The organism is Halopelagius fulvigenes (assembly GCF_042662625.1).
Taxonomy (GTDB): domain Archaea; phylum Halobacteriota; class Halobacteria; order Halobacteriales; family Haloferacaceae; genus Halopelagius; species Halopelagius fulvigenes.
Genome location: NZ_JBHSXH010000009.1, coordinates 527,562 through 553,267 on the forward strand (window position 1 = coordinate 527,562; position 25,706 = coordinate 553,267).

General features: G+C 68.7%; 28 protein-coding genes. 15 read left to right on the forward strand and 13 right to left on the reverse strand.

Features of this window, described 5'->3' with window-relative positions; translation table 11 throughout:
- Positions 1-12 precede the first annotated feature (12 nt).
- The 3 genes from ACFQEV_RS05140 to ACFQEV_RS05150 all read right to left on the reverse strand — a co-directional run bounded on the left by ACFQEV_RS05140 (position 13) and on the right by ACFQEV_RS05150 (position 4,099).
- Positions 13-1,308 (reverse strand): M48 family metallopeptidase, encoded by a 1,296-nt coding sequence (locus ACFQEV_RS05140; protein ID WP_379693217.1) that lies wholly within the window; start codon positions 1,306-1,308, stop codon positions 13-15.
- Positions 1,309-1,412: 104 nt separating this feature from the next.
- Positions 1,413-2,405, reverse strand: coding sequence for a DUF7662 domain-containing protein (locus ACFQEV_RS05145; protein WP_379693219.1), 993 nt, complete (start codon positions 2,403-2,405; stop codon positions 1,413-1,415).
- A gap of 80 nt (positions 2,406-2,485) precedes the next feature.
- A complete protein-coding gene (locus tag ACFQEV_RS05150; RefSeq protein WP_379693221.1) occupies positions 2,486-4,099 on the reverse strand; it encodes a GTPBP1 family GTP-binding protein in 1,614 nt (537 codons plus the stop codon).
- Between the two features lie 267 nt (positions 4,100-4,366).
- Between ACFQEV_RS05150 and ACFQEV_RS05155 the strand changes: the two genes are divergently transcribed.
- Positions 4,367-5,050, forward strand: coding sequence for an HAD family hydrolase (locus tag ACFQEV_RS05155; RefSeq protein WP_379693223.1), 684 nt, complete (start codon positions 4,367-4,369; stop codon positions 5,048-5,050).
- A 9-nt stretch (positions 5,051-5,059) separates the two neighbouring features.
- Here ACFQEV_RS05155 and ACFQEV_RS05160 read toward each other — a convergent pair whose 3' ends face one another.
- The gene (locus tag ACFQEV_RS05160; protein WP_379693225.1) at positions 5,060-5,605 is read right to left on the reverse strand and encodes a J domain-containing protein; all 546 of its coding nucleotides are present in this window, start codon (positions 5,603-5,605) and stop codon (positions 5,060-5,062) included.
- Between the two features lie 81 nt (positions 5,606-5,686).
- Here ACFQEV_RS05160 and ACFQEV_RS05165 point away from each other — a divergent pair, with 81 nt between their 5' ends.
- Entirely contained in the window at positions 5,687-5,887 is a 201-nt protein-coding gene (locus ACFQEV_RS05165) for a hypothetical protein (protein ID WP_379693227.1), read from the forward strand.
- Between the two features lie 70 nt (positions 5,888-5,957).
- Here the strand turns inward: ACFQEV_RS05165 and pyrF are convergent, their stop codons facing one another.
- The 3 genes from pyrF to ACFQEV_RS05180 are packed head-to-tail and all read right to left on the reverse strand — an operon-like array spanning position 5,958 to position 8,821.
- Positions 5,958-6,773, reverse strand: a complete 816-nt coding sequence (pyrF, locus tag ACFQEV_RS05170) for an orotidine-5'-phosphate decarboxylase (RefSeq protein ID WP_379693230.1) — start codon at positions 6,771-6,773, stop codon at positions 5,958-5,960.
- 32 nt (positions 6,774-6,805) lie between these two features.
- Positions 6,806-8,368, reverse strand: a complete 1,563-nt coding sequence (locus ACFQEV_RS05175; protein ID WP_379693233.1) for an amidohydrolase — start codon at positions 8,366-8,368, stop codon at positions 6,806-6,808.
- A gap of 51 nt (positions 8,369-8,419) precedes the next feature.
- Positions 8,420-8,821 (reverse strand): hypothetical protein, encoded by a 402-nt coding sequence (locus ACFQEV_RS05180; protein ID WP_379693235.1) that lies wholly within the window; start codon positions 8,819-8,821, stop codon positions 8,420-8,422.
- A 189-nt stretch (positions 8,822-9,010) separates the two neighbouring features.
- Between ACFQEV_RS05180 and hmgA the strand changes: the two genes are divergently transcribed.
- Positions 9,011-10,252 carry a hydroxymethylglutaryl-CoA reductase (NADPH) gene (gene hmgA / locus ACFQEV_RS05185; protein ID WP_379693237.1) on the forward strand — a complete coding sequence of 414 codons (1,242 nt, stop codon included), beginning with the start codon at positions 9,011-9,013 and terminating at the stop codon, positions 10,250-10,252.
- A 54-nt stretch (positions 10,253-10,306) separates the two neighbouring features.
- On the opposite strand, the gene ACFQEV_RS05190 is transcribed toward hmgA, so the two are convergent.
- On the reverse strand, positions 10,307-10,666 hold the full coding sequence (locus ACFQEV_RS05190; RefSeq protein ID WP_379693240.1) for a hypothetical protein: 360 nt from the start codon (positions 10,664-10,666) through the stop codon (positions 10,307-10,309).
- A 157-nt stretch (positions 10,667-10,823) separates the two neighbouring features.
- Between ACFQEV_RS05190 and ACFQEV_RS05195 the strand changes: the two genes are divergently transcribed.
- Positions 10,824-11,009 carry a hypothetical protein gene (locus tag ACFQEV_RS05195; protein ID WP_379693243.1) on the forward strand — a complete coding sequence of 62 codons (186 nt, stop codon included), beginning with the start codon at positions 10,824-10,826 and terminating at the stop codon, positions 11,007-11,009.
- Positions 11,010-11,021: 12 nt separating this feature from the next.
- On the opposite strand, the gene ACFQEV_RS05200 is transcribed toward ACFQEV_RS05195, so the two are convergent.
- Positions 11,022-11,555 carry a DUF5817 domain-containing protein gene (locus ACFQEV_RS05200; protein ID WP_379693246.1) on the reverse strand — a complete coding sequence of 178 codons (534 nt, stop codon included), beginning with the start codon at positions 11,553-11,555 and terminating at the stop codon, positions 11,022-11,024.
- A gap of 94 nt (positions 11,556-11,649) precedes the next feature.
- Between ACFQEV_RS05200 and ACFQEV_RS05205 the strand changes: the two genes are divergently transcribed.
- Positions 11,650-12,012 carry a cupin domain-containing protein gene (locus ACFQEV_RS05205; RefSeq protein WP_379693248.1) on the forward strand — a complete coding sequence of 121 codons (363 nt, stop codon included), beginning with the start codon at positions 11,650-11,652 and terminating at the stop codon, positions 12,010-12,012.
- 131 nt (positions 12,013-12,143) lie between these two features.
- Here the strand turns inward: ACFQEV_RS05205 and icd are convergent, their stop codons facing one another.
- Entirely contained in the window at positions 12,144-13,406 is a 1,263-nt protein-coding gene (icd, locus tag ACFQEV_RS05210; protein WP_379693251.1) for an isocitrate dehydrogenase (NADP(+)), read from the reverse strand.
- A 583-nt stretch (positions 13,407-13,989) separates the two neighbouring features.
- On the opposite strand from icd, the gene ACFQEV_RS05215 reads away from it, so the two are divergent.
- A complete protein-coding gene (locus tag ACFQEV_RS05215; protein ID WP_379693254.1) occupies positions 13,990-14,667 on the forward strand; it encodes a hypothetical protein in 678 nt (225 codons plus the stop codon).
- A gap of 150 nt (positions 14,668-14,817) precedes the next feature.
- Here ACFQEV_RS05215 and ACFQEV_RS05220 read toward each other — a convergent pair whose 3' ends face one another.
- A complete protein-coding gene (locus tag ACFQEV_RS05220) occupies positions 14,818-15,525 on the reverse strand; it encodes an MBL fold metallo-hydrolase (protein ID WP_379693256.1) in 708 nt (235 codons plus the stop codon).
- Positions 15,526-15,660: 135 nt separating this feature from the next.
- On the opposite strand from ACFQEV_RS05220, the gene ACFQEV_RS05225 reads away from it, so the two are divergent.
- The 3 genes from ACFQEV_RS05225 to ACFQEV_RS05235 all read left to right on the forward strand — a co-directional run bounded on the left by ACFQEV_RS05225 (position 15,661) and on the right by ACFQEV_RS05235 (position 18,297).
- Entirely contained in the window at positions 15,661-16,548 is an 888-nt protein-coding gene (locus ACFQEV_RS05225) for an isoaspartyl peptidase/L-asparaginase (protein WP_379693259.1), read from the forward strand.
- Between the two features lie 44 nt (positions 16,549-16,592).
- The gene (locus tag ACFQEV_RS05230; protein ID WP_379693262.1) at positions 16,593-17,528 is read left to right on the forward strand and encodes an oxidoreductase; all 936 of its coding nucleotides are present in this window, start codon (positions 16,593-16,595) and stop codon (positions 17,526-17,528) included.
- Positions 17,529-17,664: 136 nt separating this feature from the next.
- Positions 17,665-18,297, forward strand: coding sequence for a DsbA family oxidoreductase (locus tag ACFQEV_RS05235; RefSeq protein ID WP_379693265.1), 633 nt, complete (start codon positions 17,665-17,667; stop codon positions 18,295-18,297).
- A 7-nt stretch (positions 18,298-18,304) separates the two neighbouring features.
- Here the strand turns inward: ACFQEV_RS05235 and ACFQEV_RS05240 are convergent, their stop codons facing one another.
- Entirely contained in the window at positions 18,305-18,715 is a 411-nt protein-coding gene (locus ACFQEV_RS05240) for a winged helix-turn-helix transcriptional regulator (RefSeq protein WP_379694539.1), read from the reverse strand.
- Between the two features lie 102 nt (positions 18,716-18,817).
- Here ACFQEV_RS05240 and ACFQEV_RS05245 point away from each other — a divergent pair, with 102 nt between their 5' ends.
- The 3 genes from ACFQEV_RS05245 to ACFQEV_RS05255 all read left to right on the forward strand — a co-directional run bounded on the left by ACFQEV_RS05245 (position 18,818) and on the right by ACFQEV_RS05255 (position 21,532).
- Positions 18,818-19,756, forward strand: coding sequence for a ring-cleaving dioxygenase (locus ACFQEV_RS05245; RefSeq protein WP_379693268.1), 939 nt, complete (start codon positions 18,818-18,820; stop codon positions 19,754-19,756).
- Positions 19,756-20,424: an alpha/beta hydrolase gene (locus ACFQEV_RS05250; protein ID WP_379693271.1), complete on the forward strand. Its 669-nt coding sequence runs from the start codon at positions 19,756-19,758 to the stop codon at positions 20,422-20,424. Before ACFQEV_RS05245 ends, ACFQEV_RS05250 begins: the two co-directional genes overlap by 1 nt.
- A gap of 97 nt (positions 20,425-20,521) precedes the next feature.
- Entirely contained in the window at positions 20,522-21,532 is a 1,011-nt protein-coding gene (locus ACFQEV_RS05255) for a lysylphosphatidylglycerol synthase transmembrane domain-containing protein (protein WP_379693274.1), read from the forward strand.
- 366 nt (positions 21,533-21,898) lie between these two features.
- On the opposite strand, the gene ACFQEV_RS05260 is transcribed toward ACFQEV_RS05255, so the two are convergent.
- Positions 21,899-22,207: a hypothetical protein gene (locus ACFQEV_RS05260; protein ID WP_379693277.1), complete on the reverse strand. Its 309-nt coding sequence runs from the start codon at positions 22,205-22,207 to the stop codon at positions 21,899-21,901.
- On the opposite strand from ACFQEV_RS05260, the gene ACFQEV_RS05265 reads away from it, so the two are divergent.
- From ACFQEV_RS05265 to ACFQEV_RS05275, 3 genes are all read left to right on the forward strand, one after another.
- Positions 22,206-23,117 carry a glycosyltransferase family 2 protein gene (locus ACFQEV_RS05265; RefSeq protein WP_379693279.1) on the forward strand — a complete coding sequence of 304 codons (912 nt, stop codon included), beginning with the start codon at positions 22,206-22,208 and terminating at the stop codon, positions 23,115-23,117. The two genes, ACFQEV_RS05260 and ACFQEV_RS05265, sit on opposite strands and share 2 nt — an antisense overlap.
- Before the next feature lie 58 nt (positions 23,118-23,175).
- The gene (locus ACFQEV_RS05270) at positions 23,176-24,102 is read left to right on the forward strand and encodes a glycosyltransferase family 2 protein (RefSeq protein ID WP_379693282.1); all 927 of its coding nucleotides are present in this window, start codon (positions 23,176-23,178) and stop codon (positions 24,100-24,102) included.
- A 76-nt stretch (positions 24,103-24,178) separates the two neighbouring features.
- Complete coding sequence (locus tag ACFQEV_RS05275; RefSeq protein ID WP_379693285.1) at positions 24,179-25,642, forward strand: sulfatase-like hydrolase/transferase; 1,464 nt, start codon at positions 24,179-24,181, stop codon at positions 25,640-25,642.
- The last annotated feature ends 64 nt before the right edge of the window (positions 25,643-25,706 follow it).

Below are 25,706 nucleotides of genomic sequence, written 5' to 3' on the forward strand. Positions count from 1 at the left end.
GGGCGGCCGTTTTTACGCGCCGGTCGGCGCTTGCGGAACGTCGCCGTCGTCGGCCGACCCCTCGCCGTGACGCTCCCGGAGTCGCCGGATGCGCTCCGGAATCGGGGGGTGCGACATGTGGAACGCGGCGTACGCCGGGTGCGGGAACGGGTTGCTGAGGTTCTCGCCGGCCAGCGTCGCCAACGCGTCCGAGAGGGGGTCCGGGTCGCCCATCACGTCGGCGGCGAAGTCGTCGGCCTCGCGTTCGTGCGCGAGGGACATGCGGTTCGTCAGCGGCGACGTGAGCGAGAGAATCGGCCCGGCGAAGAGGACGACGACGACCACCCCCGCGTACGTCACCTCGGGGAGCGAGAACGCCGCGTACGCCCACTCCGAGGACGTGACCCACCCGAGGAACGCGAAGACGACCGCCATCCGGACGGCCGAGAGACCGAGTTGCTTCCAGATATGCGCGCGCTTCCAGTGGGCGAGTTCGTGCGCTAACACCGCCTGCATCGCCCGCCGGTCCATCTGTTCGACGAGCGTGTCGAACAGGACGACGCGCTTGGTCCGCCCGAACCCGACGAAGTAGGCGTTCGAGTGCGACGACCGGCGACTGGCGTCCATCTCGTACACCTGTTCGCAGTCGAACCCGGCGCGGTCGAACACGTCTTCGACGGCGTCCCGGAGCGGTCCGGCCTCCACGGGGTCGAAGTCGTTGAAGAGCGGCGCGATAAACCGCGGATAGATCACGAGCATCGCTAGGGAGAGGCCGACGACGGCGGCCCACCCGGCGACGGGCCACAGGGTCGGAAGCAGTTCGACGGCCCCGAGGACGATACCGGCGACGACGGCGGCGAACGCCGCCGCGAGGGCGACGCCGAGGGCGAAGTCCCGAAGCCACAGACCAACCGTCTGGTTGTTGAAGCCGAAGCGCTCCTCGATGCGGAACGTCTGCCACGCGTCGAACGGCGCGGAGAGGACCCGCCCGCCGACGGCGGCGGCGACGACGAGAAGCACGCCCTGCGCGACGGGTGGAAGCCCGGTTTCCGTGAGCGTCCGCACCGCGTCGGCGAACGCCCCCGAGAGGAGGACGGCGAGGAGAGCGAGGAGGCTCACCCATGACTGCGCGCGGGAGAGAACCGTCTTCGCCCGTTGGTACGCGAGGAGTCGGTCCGGGTCGGAGACGCCGAGTTCGTCCCGAACCCACTCTTCTGCGGTTCGCACCGCGCGAGCGCCGTACTTCAGATTCAGGTAGTCGAGCGCCGTGAACAGCAGTTCCGTGCCGACGAGGAGGGCCGCCAGTACCAGCGCGAGTTGCGATACCATCTCACTCCGGTAGTGGGTTCCGAAGGGACGTAAGCGCCGCGGAGACGCGACCAGCGTCGCGGAGACGACGCGGCGGGCGACGATCCGTTCGGTCGGATCCTCACTCAGTCGTCGCCGACCGTCTCGGTCGCTCCGAACCCGCGCCCGCGGGGCCGTCGCTCGAAGACGACGAGTTCGTCCGGAAGCGACAGCGACGCCACCTCGTACCCCGCGCGGAGCCAACTTCGGGCGTGGGGGTGCGACTCCTCGCTGTTCGTCCACCACTGCCGCCAGTTCCGCGCGGAGGCGGGGACGGGCGCGCCGAGGACGACTTCCAGTTCCGCGAAGGAGAGCCGCACCCGGTCGAACTCGTGGCCCGCGAGGTAGTCGTACAGCGGTCCGTACTTTCCGCTCGGCGGCGACCCCCGGCGAACCGCCCCCTCGCGGTTCGACTCGGCCGCGGCGTCGTTCGCCGTCGGGTCGCCCGCCGCTCCTCGATTCGATGCGGCGTCTATCGCTTCGGTCGCCGCGTTCGCCGTCGCTTCGGCCGCGTCGTCGCCGAGGGAACCTCGGCGGCCCGACGGACGTTGTCCGTCGACGGCGACTGCCGCGTTCGCCGCCGACTCGCCGTCGTCGCGGTTCCACGCCGCGTCGAACGCGGAGAGGAGGTCGCCGCGGATGATGCGGCGGAGGGCCTCGTTCTCCTCGTTTGACCCCTCGAAGTCGGCCGTCGAGTGGAGGTGGACGTGCACGTCCCCGCCCGCGCGGGCGGCGTGGAACACGTTCGTGTTCACCCGGCAGACCCGTTCCGCTCCGCCCTCGAAGCAGTCCGCCGGCGAGACGTCGCCGTACGCCTCCGAGAAGCGGTCGCCCACGTCGGCCGCCTCGCCGACGTACACCGCCTCGTCGTCCACCGTGACGAGGTAGACGCCGGGACGCGACGCTCGGGGGTCGGTCACCTCGAATCGGCAGAACGGTCCCCACCCCGCTCGGTGGACCGCGCGTTCGTCGGACGCCTCGTACTCCGGTTGCGGCGTCTCCACTGCGACGACGCCCGCGTCGGTTCGGTCGGGGTCGAGGCGGCCGACCGTCTCGAACTCGTACCCGCAGACTTCCATGCGTCGCCTCTCTGCGGCACCTACAAAAACGTTCAGTCGAGAGTGAATGTGTTCGGACGGGGGTCCGCGACCCGCCGCGGTCACTCGCGGTGGACGTCCGTGACGGTGCCGACGCCCTTCGACCGCCCCTCGCGGAAGACGAAGCGTTGGCCCTCCTCGACCAGATACGGGCGGAACTTGAACTCCACCGTGGCAGTTCCGGTGTCGCCGGGGAGCAGTTGCCCGCCCTCGGGGTGGAAGACGACCGCCTCGCTCAGCGTCTCCAAGTGGACGACCGGTTCGTAGCCGTCGCGGATGCGCGTCGGGTGGTTCAGCACCATCACCTCCGCCTCGAACGACCGAACGGGACTGGGGTCGGCGTCCGCCGGGAGGAGCACCATCCCGCGCTCTAACTCCGATTCCTTGATGCCCTTGAGGGCGATGCCGACGATTCGTCCGGCCTTCGCGCGGTCCACCCGGTGGTAGTGCATCTCGATGGAGCGCACCTCCACCTCGCGGAACGACCCGTCCGGCATCGGGCCGACGAGGAGTTCGTCGCCCGCCTCGACGCTGCCGGAGTTGACCGTCCCCGACGCGACGGCGCCGACGCCCGTCACGGAGTACGAGCGGTCGATGTACATCCGGAAGTCCTCGCGGGCCTCCGAGATGGTCTTCGGCAGGCCCTCGAACAGGTCGTCCAGCGTGTCGATGCCCTCCATCGTCACCGCACTCGTGCGGACGATGGGGACGACGGAGTCGCTGATCTCCTCGATGGCGCTCTCGACGCCGTATCGCTCGACGAGAAGCGGCGTCCGGCCCACGTCGCGCAGGAGGCGTTCGACCTCGCGTTCGACCTCGAGGGCGCGTTCCTCCGAGACGGCGTCGGCCTTCGTGATGGCGACGAGCGTCGGCAACTCCATCGCCAAGAGGATGCCGAGGTGTTCGCGCGTCGTCTTCGTCGGCCCGTCGTCGGCGGCGACGACAAGCAGGCCGTAGTCGAGTCGCTGGCCGACGAGGCCCCGAATCGTCGTCCGGAGCCACGGTTCGTGGCCGACGGTGTCGACGAACGAGACGAGGCGGTCGGCCTCCTGGACGATTCTCGCGCGGTCGGACTTCCGGTGGGGGTTGTCCATGTGGACGGGGCCGTCCTCGCTGAACCCGTAGACGGCGTACGAGAGGTCCGCCGACAGGCCGCGTTCGACCTCGTGCGGTTGCACGTCGAGGAAGCCGCGGGTGCTCCCCTGTCCGTCGTCCGCCTGTCCGGTGACGAGAGAGCCCACGAGCGTCGACTTCCCGTGGTCGACGTGTCCCGCGGTGCCGACGACGATGTGGTCGTCGTCCACGTCGAGGACGGCCCCCTCGCAGACGGTGGCGACGCCGACGAGGCCCCGGTCGGCGCTCTCGCCGACGCCCCACGTCTCGACGTCTTCGATGTGTGCGCCGGCCTCCTCGGCCAGCAAGGAGAGGACGTCCATCGATTCGGAGAACGCGGCGGGACTGATCCCCGCGATGCCGCCGTCGTCGGTGACGCCGACCACGTACGTCGCTGTGCCGTCGCCGGACAGGACGCGGTGTCGGAGTTGGGCGGCCAGGCTCTCCATCCGCCCGTCCGAGAGGTGGACGTCCCGGGAGAGCCGTTCCTTGAACTCGATGCTTCCGCCCTCCTCTTCTCCGCGCTCTAGGGCCTTTTCGAGTACGGCCCGGTCCGCGCTCATGCCCGCGGGTAGGTAACCATCCGCTAAAACCCTTTCCGTGACTTGGTTACCCATGTCACAATAGAATATTGGCCCTCAGACACCTGCACCGCGGAATTTCGGCGGGGAAGATACTATCTGTCACGGACAGGTCGGCCAGACATCTACCGGAAAGCGTCACAACATCATCCGTCGTCGAATCCGTCGGTAGACGCACGATATTCCGGGTCGTCGGCAAGACATGTTCCATTGAATACGGCTAACCAGATGTCAGAGCCTCTCTGAGACGTGACCTCCTACGACACCGTTCTATTCGATAGTGACGGAGTGTTGGTTGACCCGCCATCGTACGAGACAAAAGTCGAGGCGGTACAGTCTGCCTTCGAGGAGGTGGGCGTCACGCGGGCCGAGAAACGGCACGTCGATGCAATAGTCAACGGTACGACGGTCGAGGGGCTTCACGAAATCTGCGCCGCCTACGACTTGGACACGGACCTGTTTTGGGAAGCCCGCGAACGCCACGACGAACAGTCCCAGTTTGAGAAGTTCGAAGCCGGTTCCCGGAGTTGCTACGACGATGTCACCGCCATCTCCGGGTTGTCTCAGCGCTGTGGCGTCGTGAGCAACAATCACCGGAGCACGATCGAATTCGTGTTGGACTTCTTCGACCTTGAATCGGCATTCGAGACCTACTACGGTCGCGAGAAGACGGTCGAGAGCCTCGATCTGAAGAAGCCGAACACGCACTATCTCGATCGAGCGCTCACAGAACTCGGGGGCGAATCTGCGCTCTACATCGGCGATAGCGAAAGTGACGTGATCGCCGCCCACCGCGCGGGGGTAGACTCGGTGTTCGTTTCTCGGCCGCACTGTCGGGATACCGACCTCTCAGTCACACCCACCTACGAAACGGATTCCCTCCACGGCGTCGCGAAGATAGCGAACGGTGACGGTCGGGCGTATCGGAAGTGACCTGCCGCGTCAGTCGGAGAGTCGTTCGTACGCGCGGTTGACGCGCTTGAACGTCTCCTCGTCGCCGGAGTCGGTGTCCGGGTGGACCTCCTTCACCCGGGACCGGTAGGCCCGCTTCACCTCGTCGTCCGTGGCGTCGGCGTCGAGTCCGAGCGTCCGGTACGCCTCCGCCTTCGACGGTTCGTTCGAGGGGCGCGGGCCGGCGGTCCTCTGCCGGCCGCCCGCCGCCCGTCGCCCGCCGGCCGTCCGCCGCCCGGCGTCTGCGGTTCCGCCCGCGCCCGCCGCCCGCCGTCCCGGTCCGAACCCCTCGAAGCCGCCGGGGCCTCGGGAGGCGTCGTTCGCCCGGTGGTCGCCGTTCGCCCGCCGACGGGTTCGCGTCCGCGTCCGCGCTTCGAGGCGACCGCTGGCGTGGTACCACAGGAGGTATGTGACGACGCCGAACGGCACCGCGACGGCGAAGAGAAACGGTTGGTACGCGAGTGCGAGGACGACGAAGAGCGTAGTGAGACCTGCGAACACCGCGGCGAGCCCGATGAGAAGCCGGTCTCTGTCCACGCCTCTCGTTCGAAGCGCAGGACCGTAAGCGTCTCGCCGACCGGCCCCCGGACTGAAGTTGTGTGAGTTCTTCCCACCGGTATGAGCCGTTCCAGCCTGTGCGAGATATGCGAGTCGCGCCCGGCCACCAACGTCTGCCCGCGATGCGGCGCGCAGGTGTGTGACCAAGACTTCGACTCCGAGCGACGGATGTGCGAGTCCTGTCTCTCCTCGGTCAAAGGCGAGGACGACGTCAGCCCCGGGTACGACGAGGGGCCCGGCGGCCCCGGCGTCAGCGACTGAGACGGGTCCGAGCGTCGCCCCGGCGCGCCGTCACTCCGCCGCGTCGGACGTCATTCCGCCGGGTCGGCCGTCACTCCGTCGCCTCGCGGTGGCGGTTCAGCCGCGTCTTCAGTTTCCGCGCCGCCTGTCCGGACACCTTCGCGAACGACTCCCCGGCGTCCTCGCCCGCGAAGATGATACCCCGCGAGGAGTTCACGAGGCCGACGCCGTCGGCGAGTCCGTACTCGACCGCGGCCTCCGCGTCGCCGCCCTGCGCGCCGATGCCGGGGACGAGGAACGGCAGGTCCGGCACCTGTTCTCGCAGCGATTCCAGTTCCTCGGGGGCCGTCGCGCCGACGACGAGTCCCACGTTGCCGTGTTCGTTCCAGAGGTCCGCGAGGGCGGCGACGCGTTCGTAGACGGCCTCACCGCTCGACAGTTCGAGGTCCTGTAAGTCAGACCCGCCGGGGTTCGACGTGCGACAGAGGATAAAGACGCCCTTCTCCGACCTGTCGAGGAACGGTTGCAGCGAGTCCCGCCCCATGTACGGGTTGACGGTGATGGCGTCCGCCTCGTCCAGCAACGCCGCGTACTTCCGCGTCGTGTTACCGATGTCGGCGCGTTTCGCGTCCAGCAAGACGGGTACGTCCTTCCCGTGGGCGTAGGCGATGGTCTCCCGGAGCGACCGCCACCCCTCGGCGTCCTCGTAGAACGCCGCGTTCGGCTTGTAGCAGGCTGCGTGTTCGTGCGTCTCGTCGATGATGCGTCGGTTGAACGCCCACCGCGGGAGGTCCTTCTCCCTGAGGTGGTCGGGGATTCGGGAGAGGTCGGGGTCCAACCCGACGGAGACGACGCTGTCCACCCGGTCGATACGGTCGCGGAGGCGGTCGAAGAACGACTGCGGCATCGACGTTGCTGTGCGCCGCGCCGACAAGGGGTTTACTCTTCGCTCGCGTCCCCGGTCGGGTCTCGGAGGCCGTCGTAGACGACGCTGCCGCCGACGACGGTGGCCGCCACGTCGATATCGCGGACGGCGTCCGGGCGGTCCCACGGTGACTCCTCCAAGACGACGAGGTCCGCCGCCGCCCCGCGTTCGACGGTGCCGAGGCGGTCCTCGTCGAACCCGGCGTAGGCCGCGCCCGAGGTGTACGCCCGGAGGGCCTCCGTCACGCCGAGTCGTTGGTCCTCGTCGGGCGCGTTCACCGCGTGGTGGACGCCGAGGAGGGGGTCGAGCGGCATGCAGTCGCTCCCGAACGCGAGGGGGACGTCCGCGTCGCGCAACGCCGCGTAGCGGTTCGTCTCCGTCCGCCTCTCGCCGAGTCGGGACTCGTAGAGGCCGCCCTCCCGCGCCCACTTCAGGAAGTTCGGCTGGACGGAGGCGACGACGCCGAGTTCGGCGAAGCGTTCGACCGTCTCGTCGTCCGTCAGTTCGGCGTGTTCGACGCGGTGTCTCGCTCCCTCGGGGTCGTTGCACGCCCCGTAGGCGTCGAGGACGGCGTTCACGGCGGCGTCGCCGATGGCGTGGGCGGACATCTGCAACCCCGCCTCGTCGGCGCGTTCGACGATGGCTTCCAGTTCCTCGGGGGCGACGACCCACTGGCCCGTCTCCCCGGGCGCGTCGTCGTACGGTTCGGTGAGTTTCGCCGTCCGCCCGCCGAAACTCCCGTCGGTGAACGTTTTGACCGCGCCGACGCGGACCATCCCGTTCCCGTCGTTCGTCTTCAGGCCGAGATCGATGAGGGAGTCGAGGTGGTCAGACCAGTAGTTGAGGCGCACCCGGAGCGTCAACTCGTCCTCGCGGTCCAACCCGCGGTACACCGCGGGCGCGTTGGACTTCCGAACCATGTCGTGGACGCCGGTCACGCCGCGTTCGTTCGCGTGCGCCTGCGCGGCCCGGACGAGTCGTTCCATCTCCGCCTCGTCGGGTTCTATCTCCTCGTACAGCACGTCCGCCGCCTCCTCGACGAGGACGCCCGTCGGGTCGCCGCCCTCGCGTCGCACGTCGCCGTCGGGCATGGCGTCGGCGTGCCGGTCGAGGACGACGCCGTTGACAGACGCGACGTGCATGTCCTCGCGGAAGGCGGCGACCGGCCGGTCCTCGGAGACGGCGTCCAAGTCGTCGCGGGCGAGGTAGCGGGCGTCGTCCCACGAACTTTCGTCGTAGCCGAAGCCCAGAATCCACTCGTCGTCCGTCTCCGCGGCCCGTTCGTTCAATCGTTCGACGCACTCCTCGGGCCCCGACGCGCCCGAGAGGTCGGCGTGGACGAGCGAACGCCCCACCATCGGGAGGTGCGTGTGGGCGTCGACGAACCCCGGGAGGACGACACGCCCGTCGAGTTCGACCGTCTCCGTCTCCGCGCCGACGAGGAACGATACGTCGTAGGAACTCCCGAGGCGGACGATTCGCCCGTCGCGGACGGCCACCGCCTCGTGCGTCTCGTCGGAGTCGGAAAGGGTGTGGACCTCCCCGTCGAGGAGGACCAGGTCCGCGGCGTCTGTCATGTGCGACGTGGCGACGGCCGCGGGCAAAACGGTTGGGATGGTCGGCGGCCGTTACCGCCCGGCCGTGCGGCCGTCGCCCGCATCGTCGACGTCGAACGTCTGCACGAACCGGTCGCGGATGTTCCGAACCGTCCCCGTCTCTCCCGAACGCTCCTGCCCGTCGAAGTCGTCCAGCGCGCGAACTACCTCGGTCGCCTCCGTCCGAGAGAGCTGAACCTCGTGGGTTCCGTCGTCGTCGTTGAAGATGTTCGAGAACACGTCGGCGATGTTCCGGTCGTCGCGGGCCTGTCCCTCCTCGAACCCGAACTCCCGTTGGAGGAGGCTCTCGACGTTGAGCACGCGTTCCTCCTCGCGCTGCCCGGACGCTCTCGTCTCGTACTCCGAGAGTGCGTTGATCACTTTCCGCGCTTCGCTCTTCGTCAGTTCGATTCCCGTGGAGTCTGTGTCGTCCATGGTTGCCTCTCGGTGACACGTTTCGTTCGCGCGAGGGAAATGACGTTTGGCCCCCGCGGGGTGGCCGTTCGGCAGACGACAACGCCGCGGGCGCGAGACGCCGTCGGACGATGTCCGACTGCTCGCCGATGTTCCCTCGACGACACCGAATGGGTAACTGTTAGGGCGGCCGCCGGGAAACGAGGGGACATGACCGACGAGACGGATTCCGGGGCCGGGGACGCGGACGCGGCGACGCTGGCGGAACGCGTCCGCGACGGCGAACTGCGACTGCACGAGTTAGAGGACCACGCCGACGCGGACACGGCGGCGGCGGCCCGACGCATCTTCGTCGAGGAGGACACGGGGGCGTCCCTCGATGCCGTCGGGAACTACGGCTTCCCCGCCGAGGCGGCGGACGCGAACATCGAGAACATGGTCGGCGCGGTGCAGGTGCCCCTCGGCGTCGCCGGCCCCGTCCGCGTGAACGGCGGGGCCCTCACGGGCGAGCGATACCTCCCCCTCGCGACGACGGAAGGCGCACTCCTGGCGAGCGTCAACCGCGGATGCTCCGTCATCGACGCCGCGGGGGGCGCGGCGGCGCGCGTCCTCAAGTCGGGGATGACCCGCGCGCCCGTCTTCCGCGTCGAGGACGTCGTGGAGGCGGAGGCCCTCGTCGAGTGGGTGCGCGACAACCGCGACGCCCTCGCGGAGGCGGCCGAATCGACGACGAGTCACGGCGAACTGGCGGACGTGACGCCGTACGTCGTCGGCAACTCCGTCTACCTCCGGTTCCGCTACGACACCAAGGACGCGATGGGGATGAACATGGCCACCATCGCCACCGAGGAGGCTTGCGCCGTCGTCGAAGAAGAGACGGACGCGGAACTGGTCGCCCTCTCGGGCAACCTCTGTTCCGACAAGAAACCCGCCGCCATCAACGCCATCGAGGGGCGCGGCCGAACCGTCACCGCGGACGTGAAAATCCCCCGCGAGGTGGTCGAGAGCCGTCTCCACACGACGCCGGAGGCCGTCGCCGAACTGAACACGCGGAAGAACCTTGTCGGGTCCGCGAAGGCCGCCAGCCTCGGCTTCAACGCTCACGTCGCGAACGTCGTCGCCGCGATGTTCCTCGCGACGGGACAGGACGAGGCGCAGGTGGTTGAGGGCGCGAACGCCATCACCACCGCCGAGGTGCGGGACGGCAACCTGTACGTCTCCGTCTCCCTCGCCAGCCTCGAAGTCGGCACCGTCGGCGGCGGGACGAAACTGCCGACGCAGGCGGAGGGACTGGACGTGCTCGGACTCCGCGGCGGCGGCGACCCGCCGGGGTCGAACGCCGACGCCCTCGCGGAGTGCATCGCCGTCGGGTGCTTAGCCGGCGAACTCTCGCTCCTCTCGGCCCTCGCGTCGCGGCACCTCTCCAGCGCGCACGCCGACCTCGGACGCTGAGGCCGTCGAATCGCCGACTACTCGGTTCTCGTCGCTTCTGATCGCAGATTCAACTCACGCCGACGCGCCGATTCCGAGTCGCTCCAACGGCCGCACCACGGCGACGGTGCCGACGAACAGCAAGCCGACGCCGACGGCGAACGTCCGCGTCCCCGCCGGCGACGCGAGTCCGACGGACGCGCCGAGGGCGGCAAGAAACCACCCGACGCCGGAGAGGGAGAGGCCGAGTCCCCGCCGACGCTGGCCGTGGACGACGGCCGCGGCGGCGAGGACGGTGTAGCCCGCGAGGAACGCGCCGCCGGCGACGACGAGTCGTCCGCCCGCGACGGCGGCGATCGCGCCGACGAGAAACAGCGAGAGCACCGCTCCGCGGACGGTTCGTCCGGCGCGGGCGGCGGCGCGAGCGTCGCTCATACCGGTGGTTCGGCGGTGGGGGGAGCAAAGCGTTTCGCTCTCGTTTCACTTTCACTTCCGCCGCGCACCGTTGGCTCGCTTTTACCCGATGTCGGGCCGTCGTTCGAGGCGCATCCGCTCGCTTCCCCCCGGCGGGTGCGAACCCCCACCCCCACCCATGTCCGAACGAACCTCCGCACCGGCGGCCGTCACGGACGCCGCCGGTTCCGACTCCCCGCCCGATGCGGACGACGCCGACGAATCGGGCATCCGAACGGCCACGCGCCTGTTGCGCCTGTTGAAGGTGGCGCTCGGCGCCGTGGTGTCGTTCCTGACCGCGCTGAAACTCCTCGGCCTCCTCTAAGAGTCGGCCGACTCAGAGCAGTCGGTACCGCCCGCGCGACTCGGAGGCGTCGCCGCGCCGGACGAGGCGTTCGAGGACGTTCCGCGCCGTCTCGCCGTCGATACCGCGCTCTTCGGCGTAGGCGGCCACCTCCTCCTCCGTCGGCTGGTCGCCCTCTCGAAGGGCGTCTCGCACCACGTCGAGTCGGTTCGACGACCCCGTCTGCGACCCCTTCGACGCGCGTTCGGCCGCCTCGTCCACGGCGTCGGCGTCGAGGCCCGACCCCTCGAGGTACTCCCTGTCGTCGATTCCGGACTCCTCGACGAGTCGCTCCAACTCGGCGACGTGCGCCGTCTCCGCGAACGCCTCGCTGTCGCCACGCTTCTTCGCCAACAGGGCCGCCCGCGCCTGTCGGGCCGCCTGCCTGTCTTCCTCTTCGGCGAACCGCCGGAGCTTCTTCGTCTGGTGGGTCTTCCCGCACCGAGGGCAGTTCGCGGACTTCTGGGCGCGAGGATCCGACAGGAGCCACATGTTCCCGCACTCGTTGCACCCGACCACGGCGTACATACCCCCGCTACCTCGTCTTCGGGTTTGAATGTTGCTTCGCGCCCGCGGAGTCGCCCGGCCGGACGTTTATGGTCCGCGGGTGCGGTCCTCTCGCATGGAACGCGTCTCCGCAGACGACGCCGAGTCGGTCGAAGCCGTGCCGGACGTCGAACTCACGCTGCTCGCGGGAGCGTCGCGCCTGAACGTCCAGCGGTTCCGCATCGGGCCGGGGGCGACGGTGCCGAGGCACAGCCACGAACAGGAGCAGGTGGGGTACGTCACCGCCGGCGAACTCGTCTTCCTCGTCGGCGACGAGGACGACCCGGAGGAGGTGGTCGTCGGCGAGGGCGACTCGTTCGCCTTCGAGTCCGAGGAACCTCACGCCGCGGAGAACCGCGGCGACGCGCCGGTCGAAGGGGTGGATATATTCAGTCCGCCGCGAACCGCGGCCGACTGGGGCGACTCCGGCGACGAGTAGCGGCCACGTCGCTCCGGCGTCTGTCCCGCCGCGTCCGGTAAAAGAGAGGAGAACGGAATCGAGTAGACTCGCTCGGGCGAGTTCGTTGATGTTCTCGGAAATCGCAGATTTCCGAGCGCTCGAAAACCCCTCTACGAGAGGTTTTCGATGTTCTCGACGACCTTGTCGGCGAACTCGCTCGTGGCGAGCTTGTTGCCGCCCTCGATCTGGCGTTCGAGGTCGTACGTCACGTCGCCCGAGGAGATGGTCTCCTCGACGGCGTCGCGGATGAGCTGTCCGGCGTCCTTCCAGCCCATGTACTCGAACATGAGGCGACCGGAGAGGATCATCGCCGTCGGGTTCACCTTGTCCTCGCCCGCGTACTTCGGCGCGGACCCGTGGACGGGTTCGGCGAGACAGAGGCCGTCGCCGAAGTTCGCGCCCGGCGCGATGCCGAGACCGCCGATCTGCGCGCCCGCGGCGTCGGACATGTAGTCGCCGTTGAGGTTCATCGTGGCGATGACGTCGTACTGGTCCGTGCGGGTGAGGAGCTGCTGGAGCATGTTGTCCGCGATGCGGTCCTTGATGACGAGCTTGTCCTCGGGCTGCTCGCCGTCGTGCTCCTCCCAGAGCTCGTCCTCGGTGATGGTGACGTCGCCGAACTCCTCTTCGGCGAGCTCGTAGCCCCAGTCGCGGAACGCGCCCTCGGTGAACTTCATGATGTTACCCTTGTGGACGAGGGTGACCGAATCGCGGTCGTTCTCGAGGGCGTACTCGATGGACTGACGGACGAGACGCTTCGTGCCGAACTCCGTGATGGGCTTGACGCCGATGCCGATGGGGCCGTCGTGCAGCTTGTCGCCGGCGTCCATCTCCTCGGAGAGGAACTCCTTGACCCGCTGGACTTCGTCGGTGCCGGCCTCCCACTCGATGCCGGCGTAGACGTCCTCGGTGTTCTCCCGGAAGAACACCATGTCCATCGCGGCGGGGTCCGTGACGGGCGAGGGGACGCCGTCGATGTGGTACGTCGGGCGGACGTTCGCGTAGAGGTCGAGCTTCTGGCGGAGTGCGACGTTGAGCGAGCGGAAGCCGGCGCCGACGGGCGTCGTGAGCGGACCCTTGATGGCGATTCGGTGGTCCTTGATGGCCTGTACGGTGTCGTCGGGGAGGTTCTCGTCGTACCTCTCCCGAGCGGACTCGCCGGCGTATACGCGGAGCCACTCGACGGAGCGACCGGTCGCCTCGGCGGCCGCCTCGAGCACCTTCTGAGCGGCGGGGCCGACGTCCGTGCCGATGCCGTCGCCGTGGATGATGGGGATGATGGGGTTGTCCGGAACCTCCAGCTCGCCGGTCTCCTCGTCGGCGAGCGTGATCTTCTCCCCCGCTTCGGGGGCCTCGATTTTGTCGTAGCTCATGAACAATGCCCTATTTTCCGACCGGGCCTAAAGTGCTACCGTTATCGGCGCGAACGGCGGGAGACGGTACCGGACGGCGGAACGCGACGGGTTGGCCGTCACTCGACCGCGCCGTCGAGTCGAACCGTGAACAGCGTCGTCTCCGCGGTGCTCCGAACGTCCTCGTCGGGGTCGGACCGCGCCGCCGCCTCCAGCGCGGATTCGACGCGCGGACGGGGTGGCGTCGTCCGTCACCTTGGCGGTCGATAGCGGGACCGGGACGAGTCGCCCGACGAGCATCGAGATACTTCCCGTCGAACAGACTGCGACGCCGACGACTTCGGAAACAGTGGTGCACGGGGATCGCGTATTCCGGACTTACGGGGTGTCTGAAGTGTATCGAGGGCCAAAAATTATACCCGCGGATGGGCTTACTCACGCAGGCAGTGTGCGTATGCTGTTAACTGGCATACATTAGGTGGAGCGAACCACGATGACTGACGATACCCAACGAAGCTTCGTGAACAGGATCAGGGACTCTCGGCGAGAGTTCCTAAAGAAAGGCGCAGCCATTACTGCCGGTGCTGGGATTCTCTCGTCCGGAATGGGGAGCGCGGCCGCGCAGGAAGGCGACGACGTCATCTTCGGTGACGACTCGGACGAAGACGTCGGCAACCTCTTCAACGAGCAAGAGGCGATGAAGGGGCTCATGTACCGCCAGCACTTCGTCCCGTCCGGGCTATTCACCATCGCCTCGCCCGTCATCGACTTCCAGCCGGAGGCAGAGGAGATTACGGACAACGTCTACAGCAACTACAACACGCGGACGATCCGCTACGTCAACCCCCTAAACGCGAACGTTCCCCTCTACCCGGCTAACGAGGCCCAAATCGGCCCGTACGACGAGCGATTCGGTGCGGTCGTCGACGACGACTTCGTCGAGAACGACGACTTCGGAGACTACCAGGACGACGACGACGAAGAGGAGATAGTCGTCGGTGACGAACCGATAGAGGCCAACGGCGTCGACGAGGAGGAACTGCGTAAACTCCGACCGACGATATTCGCGCTGCGTCAAGAGTCCACCCTCTTCGGCGACTCCGACGAAATCGTCACCGTCGAGTTCAGTCCGATCCCCGAAGAAAACGAGGAAGCGGTCTACAACCGCTTCCAAGACGAGATAAACACCGGACCGTTCGATGCCGCGGTGACCGGACCCGTCGGCGGTGGTGGCGACGGCGCGACGGGTAATTCGTCGAACACCACGACGAGCGGAAACTGATCGTCTCGAACGATAACTAGCAGCGGTTATCACCTCACCGCCCGCCGAAAACCGGCCTCCCGACCGTTGTGACCGGGTGAACCGGTCGCCGCCCGGCTAGCGACGAGAGGAGGCCGACTCTTCGCTTTCTGATTCACGCCGGTTCGGCTCTCAGTCCCGAAGCGCATCGACGAGTCCGCGCAGTTGCTCGGGGCCGCTTCGGAGAAGCGCCCGCGGGAACCGCCGCCGCGCGCCGTCGAGGGCGGTGTCGAGCGCGGCCGCGGCGTCCTCGAAACAGCCGGTTCCGTGCCCGAACACGATTCGCTCGGGGTCGAACGCGGCGAACGTCTCCCGCGGCGGAGAGAGACGGGCGGTGAGAAAGAGGCCGATTCGCTCCTCGCCGACGGGCGTTCCCTCGACCGAACTCATCACGTCTGGCACGTAGAGGGTGCCGTCCGACTCGCGGTAGGCGACGGCCTCGCGCCACCCCGGAAGCGGGTCGAGGCGCGAGACGCGGAACCCGGAGTCGCCCAACTCGCGGTCGTACCGCCGGATTTCGGCGTCCACGCGGTCCTCGATTCTGTCCATCCACCGCGGGAGGTAGACGGGGACGTCGTGCCGTCGGGCGAACGCGCCGGCGTCGCGGGCGTGCCAGTTCGAACAGACGGCGACGCCGACCACCTCCCCGAGTTCGCTCGCGAGTTCGTCCGCGCCGGGCGCGTCGATGGGGTCCAACAGCCAGACGCCCCCGTCCGACCCCCGAACGGCGTGGGAGGCCCGCCGCCCCGCTTCCTCGGGGTGGGAAAGCCATCCGACGCCGCCGTCCCACTCGTCTATCCGTTCGAGGCCCGCGGACGACGACCGGTCGTACACCGTCATGCGCGGACGCTCGCCGTCTGGGCTGGTGTTTCTTTCGGATCGCTGTCACGTGTCTCCGACGGGTCCCCGGCTCTCGACTCCGCGACGGCGGGCGATATCGGCACGACTTTTCTGGCGGCGGTCGGAGCGTCGCGTATGCGAGTAATCGTCCACGGCGGCGCGGGCGGCGTTCCGGACGACCCCGAACCGCGACAGGAGACGCTCGACGAGGCGGCGGCGACGGGCGCGTCGGCCGAGACGCCGGTCGACGCCGTCGAGGCGGCCGTCAGAGTGCTGGAGACGGACCCGGCGTTCAACGCGGGCGTCGGCGGCGCGGTCCAGTCGGACGGCGTCGTCAGAACCGACGCGGGCCTGATGACCAGCGACCGGGAGGCGGGGGCCGCCGCGGGGATGGCGGGCGTCGAACACGCCGTCTCCGTCGCCCGCGCGGTGATGGAGGAGACGCCGCACGTCCTCGTCGCGGGCGACCCGGCGGTCGACCTCGCGGCCGACTTCGGCGTCGAGACGGACGCCGACCTGTTCACCGAGGAGACGCGACAGCGGTGGGCCGACGCCGACCCGCCGGCGGGTTCGCCGCGGGACCACCTCGCGTGGTTGGACGATCGGTTCGGCGAGACGACGGCCGATCCGACGGACGAGGCGGACCTCTCGGACCACGACACCGTCGGGGCCGTCGCCTCGGACGGCGAGGCGTTCGCCGCCGCCACCTCCACCGGCGGCCGGTGGTTCGCCCTCGCGGGGCGCGTCGGCGACGTGCCACAGATCGGGTCGGGGTTCTACGCCTCCGCCGCGGGCGGGGCGTCCGCGACAGGCGCGGGCGAGGACATCGCCAAGACGACGCTCTCCCGGCGCGCGGTTCGACACCTCGAACGCGGCCTCGACGCGCAGACGGCCGCCGAGACGGCCATCGAGGAGTTCGGCGAACTCACCGGCTCCGAGGCGGGTATCATCGTCGTAGACGACGAGGGCGTCGGGCGGGCGTTCAACTCCGAGGGCATGCAGACGAGTTTCGCGGCGGAGTAGCCCCCTCCGCGGGCCTTTAGCGCCTCCGGGCCGTACGCGGAGACATGTCAGACGAGTGGACAGCGGAGCGGATGCCGGACCTCTCGGGCGAACGAGTCGTCGTCACGGGCGCGAACAGCGGACTCGGCTTCGAGGCGACGACGGCGTTCGCCCGGAAGGGCGCGCACGTCGTGATGGCCTGTCGGAGTCGCGAACGCGGGCGCGAGGCGATGGTGGACGTTCGGGAGGCGGTTCCCGGGGCGTCGCTCACACTCGGAAAACTGGACCTCGCGGACCTCGACTCGGTGCGCGCGTTCGCCGAGACGTTCGACGAGGAGTTCGGGTCGCTCGATATCCTCTGCAACAACGCGGGCGTGATGGCCATCCCCCGCCGCGAGACAGAACAGGGGTACGAGATGCAGTTCGGCGTCAACCACCTCGGCCACTTCGCGCTCACCGGCCTCCTCTTGGACGCCCTCCGGGCGTCGCCGGGCGAGTCGCGCGTCGTCACGCAGTCGAGCGGCCTCCACGAGAACGGCGAGATGGACTTCGACGATATCGACGGCGAAGACGAGTACGACGAGTGGGACGCCTACGCCCAGAGCAAACTGGCGAACCTCCTCTTCGCCTACGAGTTACAGCGACGACTCGACTCCGCAGGCGTCGAAGACGTGACGAGCATCGGCTGTCACCCCGGCTACGCCGCGACGAACCTCCAGCGTCGCGGGCCGGAGATGGCGGGATCCAGACTCCGACTCGCGGCGATGCGCGTCGCGAACGCCGTCGTCGCCCAGAGCGCGGAGACGGGCGCGCTTCCGATGCTGTACGCCGCCACCGCCGAGGACGTGGCGGGCGGCGACTACGTCGGCCCGACGGGCTTGAAGAACATGCGCGGCTACCCGGGGAAACAGGAGTCCAGCGACCGGTCCCGCGACGAGGACGACGCCCGCCGCCTCTGGGAACTCTCCGAGGAGCGAACGGGCGTCTCGTTCGATATCTGAGTCGAGTCGGCGTCGTTCGGTCCTCGTCAGGGGTCGCTCGACCGTTCCGCCGCGACCGATACCCGTCTCGACCGGTTTCCCGGAGTGCCCACACATCCGAAGAAGTGTCTTGCGTCGTTTCGTCTAAGAGTACAACATGAGTCAACAGCAGTCCGACCGAATCACCGTCTACGCCGATTACGTCTGTCCGTTCTGCTACCTCGGGCGGCAGTCGCTGGAGCAGTACCAAGACTCCCGCGAGGAGGAGTTGGAGATAGAGTGGCACCCGTTCGACCTGCGGAGTCAGAAGCGCAACCCCGACGGCACCATCGACCACGACGCCGACGACGGCAAAGACGAGGAGTACTTCGAGCAGGCCAAACAGAACGTCCGCCAACTCGCGGAGAAGTACGACGCCGAGATGACGGTCGAAATCGCCCGCGACATCGACTCCCTGTCCGCGCAGGTGGTCTCCTACTACGTCAAAGAGCACTACCCCTACGAGACGTGGCTCGACTTCGACACGTCGATTTACGAGGCGCTCTGGCAGGACGGCCGGGACATCGGCGACGAGGACGTGCTGGTCGAACTCGCCGAGGACGCCGGTGTCGACGCCGAAGAGGTCCGCTCCGCCCTCGACGACGAGAACCTCCGAGCGGAAGTCCGGCAGAAGTTCACCGAGGCGCAACAGCAGGGCGTGACGGGCGTGCCGACGTTCGCGTACGACGGTTACGGCGCGCGCGGTGCGGTACCGCCGGAGCAACTGCGCCGACTCGTCGAAGGGACGTAATCCCCGATTACTCGGCTTCCGCCTTCGCCTTCGGCGCGGACTCGCTCTCCGCGTCCTCGTCGTCCGTCTCGGCGTCGGGCGCGTCCGCAGGCGGGGAGTGCAACCACTCGTCCGCCCACGACTCTATCTCGTCGAACACCGGACAGAGCGACCGACCCTTCGGCGTGAGCGAGTAGAACGTCGCCACGGGCGCGTCCTCCTCCAACCGACGGTTCACGAAGCCGAGTTCCTGCAGGTCGTCGAGGACGCGCGAGAGGGTCCGCGAACTCGCGTCCGTCGAGCGCTTCAGTTCGTTGAACCGCTTCTCCCCGTCCTGGAGGTCGTGCAAGACGATGAGTCGCCACTGAGAACCGATCTGTTCGAGCGATTCGACGACCACGCACGCCTCCTCGTTTGACTGCTGGATTTCCGGGGACACTAGTGTCACCTGGTGTCGGCTTCGTCCGGGAACGTCTATATGGTTTCGGTTCCTTACCTGGTAACGTAAGGAAACCGGCACCGCCGGTCCGTTACGCCCACCATGCAAACAGACGGAATCCACCACGTGACCGCCGTTTCGGGCGACCCGAAGGAGAACGTCCACTTTTACAGGGACATCCTCGGACTCCGCCTCGTGAAGCGGACGGTCAACTTCGACGACATCTCGACGTATCACCTCTACTACGGCGACGAGACGGGGTCGCCGGGCACCGCGATGACGTTCTTCCCGTTCGGGGAGGGACGGCCGGGACGCCCCGGACGCGGGCAGGCCGTCGCCACGGCCTTCGTCGTCCCGGAGGGGAGCCTCGATTACTGGGCCGACCGCCTCGCCGAACACGACGTGTCGTCGGAAGAGCCGACGGAACGCTTCGGTTCGGGCGTCTTACCCTTCGAGGACGGAGACGGGCAACCCCTCGAACTGGTCGAGGGCGAGACGGACATCGAACCCTGGGAGGACGGCCCCGTGCCGGCCGAACGCGCCGTCCGCGGCTTCCACGGCGTGACGCTCCAGTCGGCCGCGCCGGAGTCCACGGGCCGCGTCCTCGAACTCCTCGGCTTCGAGAGGGAGGCGGAGGAGGGCGAACGCGTCCGGTACCGCGCGGCGGGCGACCGAGCGAACGTCGTGGACCTCCTCGAACGGGAGAGTCCGCGCGGGCGACCCGGCGTCGGCACCGTCCACCACGTCGCGTTCCGCGCGGAAGGCGAGGAACAGCAACTGAACTGGCGCGAGGAACTGTCGAACGCGGGGCAGAACGTCACGCCGCAGAAGGACCGCCAGTACTTCCGATCCGTCTACTTCCGCGAACCCGGCGGCGTCCTCTTCGAGATAGCCACCGACGGCCCCGGGTTCACCCGCGACGAGTCCGTCGCGGAACTCGGGTCGTCGCTGAAACTGCCGCCGTGGCTCGAAGACGACCGGGACCGACTCGAAGCGCACCTGCCCGCTCTCGAACCCGAGGCGGAGGAGGTGAGCAACTGATGGCCGACGGCAACGCGGGCGGGTCCGCCGCGGACCCCCACGGCGACCAACCGATTCGGACGGCGGGCGAATCGCTCGAATCCGCCGACGCCGCCGTCGTTCTCGTCCACGGGCGCGGCGCGACGGCGCGGGGGATGCTCCAGTTCGCCGAGGAGTTCCACCGCGAGGGACTCGCCTACGTCGCCCCGCAAGCGCAGCGAGGGACGTGGTACCCCAATCGGTTCCTCGCGCCGATAGACGCGAACGAACCGCACCTCGCATCCGCGCTCGGACACGTCGATAGTGCCGTCGAGACGGTGGAGGACGCCGGCATCCCCGCCGAGAAGACGCTGATCGTCGGCTTCTCGCAGGGGGCGTGTCTCTCCTCTGAGTACGTCGCCCGCAACGCGCGTCGCTACGGCGGACTCGGCGTCCTCGCCGGCGGCCTCATCGGCCCCGAGGGGACGCCCCGCGACTACGACGGGAGTCTCGACGGCACGCCCGTCTTCCTCGGCGTGAGCGACGACGACCCGCACATCCCCCTCGAACGCGCCGAGGAGACGGTCGAAACCCTCGAACGCATGGACGCCGACGTGACGTTCGAGGTGTACGAAGGACTCGGCCACGGCATCTTCCCCGATGAGGTAGAGCACGTCCGCGAACTCGTCGCGGGCGTCCTCGACGGGTAAGCGGCGCTCTCGGCCGACGCAGTTCGCCTCCTGTCTCCCCGTTCTCGTCGCTCGCCCGCCACCCCGCTTATGGGTTCGCCCCGAGAACGAGCGTCCGATGGGCGAGTCCGCGTTCGACCGGCGCACGGCGGTGAAGTCGCTCGTCGGCTTCGCCGTCGCGGCGGCACTACTGTACACCTTCGGCTACGTACTCGGCTGGCAGTCCATCATCTCGGCGCTGTCGAGCGCGGACCCCGTCCCCGTCGTCGTCGCCTGCGGGTGTTCGCTCGTGGCGCTCTCCATCTGGACGAAGGGGTGGGACGTGGTGCTCTCGTCGCTCTCGGTGGAGATTCCGTACCGACGGCTCGTTCCGACGTACCTCGCCGCGACGTTCGCCGACTACGTCACGCCGTTCGGGAAGGCCGGCGGCGGCCCGTTCGTCGCGGCGGTCCTCTCGACGGACCGCGACGCGACCTACGAGGAGTCGCTGGCCAGCGTCGTCACCACCGACGCTCTCAACCTCCTCCCGTTCTTCTCCTTCGCGGGCGTCGGCGTCGTCGCACTCGGCCTCACCGGGAGCGTCCCGCGGAACGTCCGCCCGTTGGTGTACGGACTCGGCGCGATAGCCGTCTTCGTCCCCGTGTTCGCGTACCTCGTCTGGCGCGTTCGCGACCGAGCCATCCTGTTGATACCCCGAGTTTTGGAACCGGTCGCCGCCCGCGTCGGGTTCGTCGAGGCGGCGGAAATCGAGGAACGCACGGCGCGGTTCTTCTCCCTGCTCGGCCACCTCGGCGCTCGGCGGGCGTGGGTGGCCGAGACGCTGCTTTTCGCCTACGTCGGGTGGGCGTTCTTCGCGCTCCCGTTGTGGTTGGCCGCCCGGGCCGTCGGCGTCTCCCTGCCAATTCAGTTGGTCGCGTTCATCGTCCCCGCGAGCGCGATGGCGAGCCTCCTCCCGACGCCCGGCGGCCTCGGCGGCGTCGAAGCCGCGGTGACGGGTCTGTTGGTCGCGCTCGCGGGCGTTCCGACGGCCACCGCCGCCGCCATCGCGCTCCTGTACCGCGTCGCGAGTTTCTGGTTCGTCCTCCCCGTCGGCGGGGGCGCGACGCTGTGGATCGCGTACCGCAGTTGACCGCGGAGACTGGTCGTACGTTCCAGTAGAGATTACCCGTCGCGGTGACGGTACACCCGTCTGCCACTATCTGCTCCTCACGCGGCGCTCTTAGACGAGATTATCTCGAAGACTCCCGACTCTGCGACGTGGTGTGTGATCGGCAGCACCGATTCTGTCCTCAGGGGTCTCGACGACGATCCGTCTGACATCGATATTCTCACCGTAGGATCGACAGCCAAACGGTTCCGAGACGCGTTCTCCGACGGCTTCACCGAAACGCGCGAAGTTGGCCATTCTCAGATCGACGCCTACGGAGCGAACGGTGAGGAACTCGAAGTGATCTTCAGCGATAGCACGAAGCGTCACCAGAGACCACTCGCCGATCTAGAAGACATCGAATTCGAGAGGGACAATCCGCGAGAGGCACCACTGCTCCCGCTCGATCACCTCGTCAGCGTCTACGAACGGATAGACAAGCACGAGACGGCAGAGAGGCTGAAAGCCGAATTCGAGATGTCCGACGAAGAGGAGACTCCCCTTCCGAGTCCCCTCCCCGAGTTCACGGTGAGGGTAGCGAACACCGATTTCGTATATCGTCATCAAGTTTATCCTGACCGTCACTCCCGCCGAACGTCGGTCGAACCGCGTTCGGCCCTCGCAGTAAAGGCGCGTCCCCGCGTCTACGCCGCCCATGACCGTCAGCGTCGTCCTCCCGACGTGCGAACGCGCCGAGGTGTTGGACGGAGCGATAGAGAGCGTCCTCGCGCAGACGCACGAGGACTGGGAACTCGTCGTCGTGGACGGCGGATCGGACGACCGAACGCCCGAACTCGTGGCGGGGTACGACGACCCGAGGGTCCGCTACCGCCGGCAGGACGACTCCTCGGGGGTGAGCGCGGCGCGGAACCGCGGCGTCGCGGCGTCGGACGGCGAGTTCGTCGCGTTCGTGGACTCCGACGACCGGTGGCACCCCGAGAAACTCGAATGGCAGCTCGCCGCCCTGCGAGAGGCCGAGGGCGAGGAGGGGAAAGACGCCGCCGTCGCGTACTGCGGCATGGAGAAAGCGCACGGCGAACCCCTGACGCGCGACGGCGAGTCCGGCGACGTGCGCGAGGCAGTCCGCCGGATGGACGTGCCGACGTACACCTCGACGCTCCTCGTCCGCCGGGACGCCTTCGAGTCGGTCGGCGGGTTCGACGAGCGACTCCCCTGCTTCGAGGACTGGGAACTCTGCCTCCGCCTCTCGCGGGAGTACCGCTTTGTCGCCGTGGACGACGCACTCGTCGTGAAGGGCGAGTCGGGCGACAACATCTCCGCCGACGGCGACAACCTCGCGGAGGCGGTGTCGGTGCTGGCCGAGGAGTACGAACTCCCGGCGGCGACGTGGGCGCAACTCCTCGCGGACGTGGGCCGGACGTACTGCGAGTCGGGCCGCCTCGACGCCGGCCGGCCCTACCTGCGGCAGGCGCTTCGTCTCGACCCGACCCGGTACCACGCGGCGGCGGCCCTCCTCTTCTCGGCTCCGGGGTCGCCCCGCGCGTTCGACGCCGCGATGGAGGCCGTCTACGCCGTCGAACGGCGCGCGGAGGCGGTCGGGGAGTAGTCGGACCAGTCTCGACCGGCCGCGGCGCTTTTCGACGTCGAAGCCCTCCTCTCCCTCGATGACCGACACCGCCCACGACCCTCTCGTCTCGGTGGTGGTGACGACCTACTACCGGAACGACCGACTCCGGGAGGCGCTTTCGAGCGTGCGCGATCAGACGCACCGCCCGGTGGAGTGCATCGTCGTGGACGGGTCCGAGGAGGGGCACGCCCGGTCCGTGGTCGAATCGTTCGACGCCGACTCGGACCTGCCCGTGACGTACGTCCCGCAGGAGAGAGACGAGGGACCGCACGCGGCCAGAAGCGTCGGGGCCGAACGCGCGTCGGGGGAGTACGTCCAGTTTCTCGACGACGACGACAGGCTCCGCCCGGAGAAGTTCGCGCGGCAGCTTCCCCGCTTCTCCGAGGACGTGGGCGTCGTCTACTCGGGTCTGCGCGACGAGGAGTGGGGCGTCGTCGAACCGCAGTCGGACGTCCGCGGCGACGTTCTCGAACACGCCCTGAAGATTCGGACGTTCCCGGCCATCCCCTCGACGATGCTCGTCGACCGCCGGGTTCTGGAGGAGATACTGCCGCTGAGACACCGCCACGGCGCGGACGACTCTGGGATGAAGATAGAGCTCGCCCGGCGGACCCGCTTCGACTTCGTGGACGCTCCACTCGTCGTCCGCGGGAAACCGCCGGGCGAGTCCGTCTCGGACTCGTGGGACCACATCCGCGGGCGGCGCTTGCTCGTGAACTACTACGACGACGAGTACGGCGCGTTCCCGCCGCACGTCCGCCGGACCGCGGTTCGTCAGACCGACTACCGCGCGGGGCGGAAGCGACTGGAGGAGTCGCCGTGGGACCCCCGGGCGACGCTCTCACTCGCGCGCGCCGCCGCGGAGACGCCGGAGGACACCCCGCGGTTCGCGGCGACGGCCCTCGCGTCGGTGTTCGGCCGACCCGGCGTGGAACTGGCCGACAGGGCGGGCATCGCGCCCTGACGCGCCCCGGTCGGGGGTGTGCTCGCGGCGGCCACTACGTCTTTTCACCTCCGCGGCGTCTCCGCGAGTAGTCACGATGCTCGAACGAGTCGAACGGGGCGTCCGGCGCGCCGGGCGCGCCGTCCCGGAGGGCGTCGCCGCCCCCGTCGAAGGAGCGTACGCCGACGCGCGGCGTCAAATCCGGGAGCGTCGCGCCGACCGGGCGTTCGGAGAACGCGACGCCGGGGTGACGTCCTCGCTCTCGGCGGACGCGCCCGACCACGTCGTCGTCGTCGTGGTGGACGCCCTCCGCGCGGACGCCCTCGATTCTGACCTGACGCCGTTTCTCTCGTCGCTCTCGGGGACGGACGCCGTCGCGCCCGCGACGTGGACGTACCCCTCGGTGACCTCCCTGCTCTCGGGGCGGTACCCCCACGACCACCGCGCGATTCGGCGCTCCGACGCGTTCGAGAACTCGGTGGCGGACATCACCGGCCTGCCGCCGCAGTCGGACGCGCCTCTCGTCGCGGACCACCTCGACGCCGCGGGCTACGACACCTACGGCGCGTTCGGGTTCGTCGTGCCGTTTCTGGCGCTTCGGGGGCGGTTCGCCCGCCACCGACTGTACGACGACGCAGACGCGCACCGACTGCTCTCGGACCACGCGGCGTGGCTAGCCGACCGCCGCGACGGGCGGACGTTCTCCTACCTCCACCTCTCGGACCTGCACGAACCCGTCGAACCGCCGCGGGCCTACGCGGACGAACACGACGTTGACCTGTCCATCCCCGACATCGAGGGGTGGGACCACGAGGACGTGGTGGACGCGACGCCCACGGTCGAACGATACCGCCGGCACCGGCGGCGTCTGTACGACGCGGCGGTCGAGTACGCCGACAACCGCCTCGCCGCCCACTACCGCCGAATCACGGACCTCGCGGGCGACGTGGCGTTCGTCGTCACCGGCGACCACGGCGAGGGCTTCTGGGAACGCGCGCGGTTCCACGCCGACCACTTCGCCGACCCCCGACCGGCGTACTGCGTCGGTCACGGCGGCGCGCCCTACGAGGCCATCACCCGCGTGCCGGTGCGAGTCGCCGGATTCGACCTCGCGGGGGCGGACCGCCCCACGTCGCTTGTCGACATCGCGCCGACGGTTCGCGCGGCCGTCGCGGGTGACGCCCCGCGAGGAGACGCGGACCCGAACGCCGCGGGCGTCCCCCTCGGCGCGTCGGTTCCGGACGACAGGATTCGCCTCGTCGAGGGGGCGCGCTACGGGTACGAGAAGAAGGCGGCGTACGCCGACGGGTCGAAACTCGTCGTCTCCCGCGGCGACGACGTGTCCGTCGCGTTCTCCCTGCCCGAGGAGGCGGAGACGACGCTCCCATCGGAGGAGTCCTCGCGCCTGTCGGACGCCCTGCCGCCGTGGCCCGGGGCGGGCGACGCCGCCGAAGGGGTCTCGGTAGGCAGTCGGACGGAGTCCGACGACGCCGCGACGGACACCCGGCGCGAGGTGTCCGGCGACGTAGCGCGCCAACTCGAACGACTCGGGTACCGCTGAGACGGTGAACGGAGGGAGGACATTCAGCAACGCCCGACCTATCAGTTAATATTCCCCGGCGTCC

Bases quoted from the DNA above. Each gene is read 5' to 3' on its own strand.
- ACFQEV_RS05140 (WP_379693217.1), bottom strand. From the start codon at position 1,308: ATGGTATCGCAACTCGCGCTGGTACTGGCGGCCCTCCTCGTCGGCACG.
- ACFQEV_RS05145 (WP_379693219.1), bottom strand. From the start codon at position 2,405: ATGGAAGTCTGCGGGTACGAGTTCGAGACGGTCGGCCGCCTCGACCCC.
- ACFQEV_RS05150 (WP_379693221.1), bottom strand. From the start codon at position 4,099: ATGAGCGCGGACCGGGCCGTACTCGAAAAGGCCCTAGAGCGCGGAGAA.
- ACFQEV_RS05165 (WP_379693227.1), top strand. From the start codon at position 5,687: ATGAGCCGTTCCAGCCTGTGCGAGATATGCGAGTCGCGCCCGGCCACC.
- pyrF (WP_379693230.1), bottom strand. From the start codon at position 6,773: ATGCCGCAGTCGTTCTTCGACCGCCTCCGCGACCGTATCGACCGGGTG.
- ACFQEV_RS05175 (WP_379693233.1), bottom strand. From the start codon at position 8,368: ATGACAGACGCCGCGGACCTGGTCCTCCTCGACGGGGAGGTCCACACC.
- ACFQEV_RS05180 (WP_379693235.1), bottom strand. From the start codon at position 8,821: ATGGACGACACAGACTCCACGGGAATCGAACTGACGAAGAGCGAAGCG.
- hmgA (WP_379693237.1), top strand. From the start codon at position 9,011: ATGACCGACGAGACGGATTCCGGGGCCGGGGACGCGGACGCGGCGACG.
- ACFQEV_RS05190 (WP_379693240.1), bottom strand. From the start codon at position 10,666: ATGAGCGACGCTCGCGCCGCCGCCCGCGCCGGACGAACCGTCCGCGGA.
- ACFQEV_RS05195 (WP_379693243.1), top strand. From the start codon at position 10,824: ATGTCCGAACGAACCTCCGCACCGGCGGCCGTCACGGACGCCGCCGGT.
- ACFQEV_RS05200 (WP_379693246.1), bottom strand. From the start codon at position 11,555: ATGTACGCCGTGGTCGGGTGCAACGAGTGCGGGAACATGTGGCTCCTG.
- ACFQEV_RS05205 (WP_379693248.1), top strand. From the start codon at position 11,650: ATGGAACGCGTCTCCGCAGACGACGCCGAGTCGGTCGAAGCCGTGCCG.
- icd (WP_379693251.1), bottom strand. From the start codon at position 13,406: ATGAGCTACGACAAAATCGAGGCCCCCGAAGCGGGGGAGAAGATCACG.
- ACFQEV_RS05215 (WP_379693254.1), top strand. From the start codon at position 13,990: ATGGGGAGCGCGGCCGCGCAGGAAGGCGACGACGTCATCTTCGGTGAC.
- ACFQEV_RS05220 (WP_379693256.1), bottom strand. From the start codon at position 15,525: ATGACGGTGTACGACCGGTCGTCGTCCGCGGGCCTCGAACGGATAGAC.
- ACFQEV_RS05225 (WP_379693259.1), top strand. From the start codon at position 15,661: ATGCGAGTAATCGTCCACGGCGGCGCGGGCGGCGTTCCGGACGACCCC.
- ACFQEV_RS05230 (WP_379693262.1), top strand. From the start codon at position 16,593: ATGTCAGACGAGTGGACAGCGGAGCGGATGCCGGACCTCTCGGGCGAA.
- ACFQEV_RS05235 (WP_379693265.1), top strand. From the start codon at position 17,665: ATGAGTCAACAGCAGTCCGACCGAATCACCGTCTACGCCGATTACGTC.
- ACFQEV_RS05245 (WP_379693268.1), top strand. From the start codon at position 18,818: ATGCAAACAGACGGAATCCACCACGTGACCGCCGTTTCGGGCGACCCG.
- ACFQEV_RS05250 (WP_379693271.1), top strand. From the start codon at position 19,756: ATGGCCGACGGCAACGCGGGCGGGTCCGCCGCGGACCCCCACGGCGAC.
- ACFQEV_RS05255 (WP_379693274.1), top strand. From the start codon at position 20,522: ATGGGCGAGTCCGCGTTCGACCGGCGCACGGCGGTGAAGTCGCTCGTC.
- ACFQEV_RS05265 (WP_379693279.1), top strand. From the start codon at position 22,206: ATGACCGTCAGCGTCGTCCTCCCGACGTGCGAACGCGCCGAGGTGTTG.
- ACFQEV_RS05260 (WP_379693277.1), bottom strand. From the start codon at position 22,207: ATGGGCGGCGTAGACGCGGGGACGCGCCTTTACTGCGAGGGCCGAACG.
- ACFQEV_RS05270 (WP_379693282.1), top strand. From the start codon at position 23,176: ATGACCGACACCGCCCACGACCCTCTCGTCTCGGTGGTGGTGACGACC.
- ACFQEV_RS05275 (WP_379693285.1), top strand. From the start codon at position 24,179: ATGCTCGAACGAGTCGAACGGGGCGTCCGGCGCGCCGGGCGCGCCGTC.